Here is an 832-nt window from a genome sequence, read left to right on the forward strand (position 1 = left end):
GAGCAAGACATCGAACTTCGTTCCGTGTGAGAGCGCCAGTTMGAACGGCGCGACCCCGCCAAGTGCCGTAGCTACAGCTCGCCACTGTCCTGCGAAAATATGGCCGTCCTCAGCCACCCGCACCGCGCGAGCCCTTCATTCGTTCGGCGGCCGCATGCTCCTTGGCGTACGCTTCGCGGCAGGCGTTCGCGTAGTCCTCCGGGCCGAGGTAGACGATCTCCTGATCGTACCTTGCCAGGTCTTCGCCGAACCGCGGGTCGAACAGGGCTTTCTTGAAGGCGCCATGCAGCATGTCCAGTACGTCGACTGGCAATCCGCGCGGGCCGGCCAGCCCGTAGGGCGACATCGCCACGATGTCGAAGCCCAGTTCGCGCAATGTCGGCACCTGCGGCCAGCGCCCGGAGCGCTGCGCCCCCAAGGTCGCGAGCAGCCGCAGGCGGCCCGCATCGACCTCGGGCGCGAAACCGGTGGAATTGACCCCAACCATCACCTGGCCCGACGCCACCGCCAGGGTCAGCTCGGAGGTGCCCTTTTATGGCACATGGATGTAGCTCAGCCCGCGCTCGGTGAACAGCGCCTCGAGCACGAGGTGCGGCGTAGTGCCGACGCCATTGGTGGCGATGCTCAACTCGCCGGGCCGGGCGCGTGCGAAGTCGAACAGCTGGTCGAGCGAGCGCAGCGGGCTGGCAGCGCGCACCAGCACCCCGAATGTGACGCCCGAGATCTGGATGATGGGCGTGACATCTCGCACCGGATCCCACAGCACCTTTTGCAGGAACGGAGCGCGAAAGACCGGCTGCGGCATCTGCGCAATGGTGTAGCCGTTGGGTTC

The 832-nt window shown here is 66.3% G+C and carries 1 pseudogene; it reads right to left on the bottom strand.

What is annotated here, in order from left to right:
• Positions 1–109: 109 nt before the first annotated feature.
• Positions 110–832: pseudogene (locus tag ACXJ3V_RS20105) on the bottom strand (tripartite tricarboxylate transporter substrate binding protein); the annotation flags it as partial.

Source organism: Microbacterium sp. P5_E9, assembly GCF_054049175.1.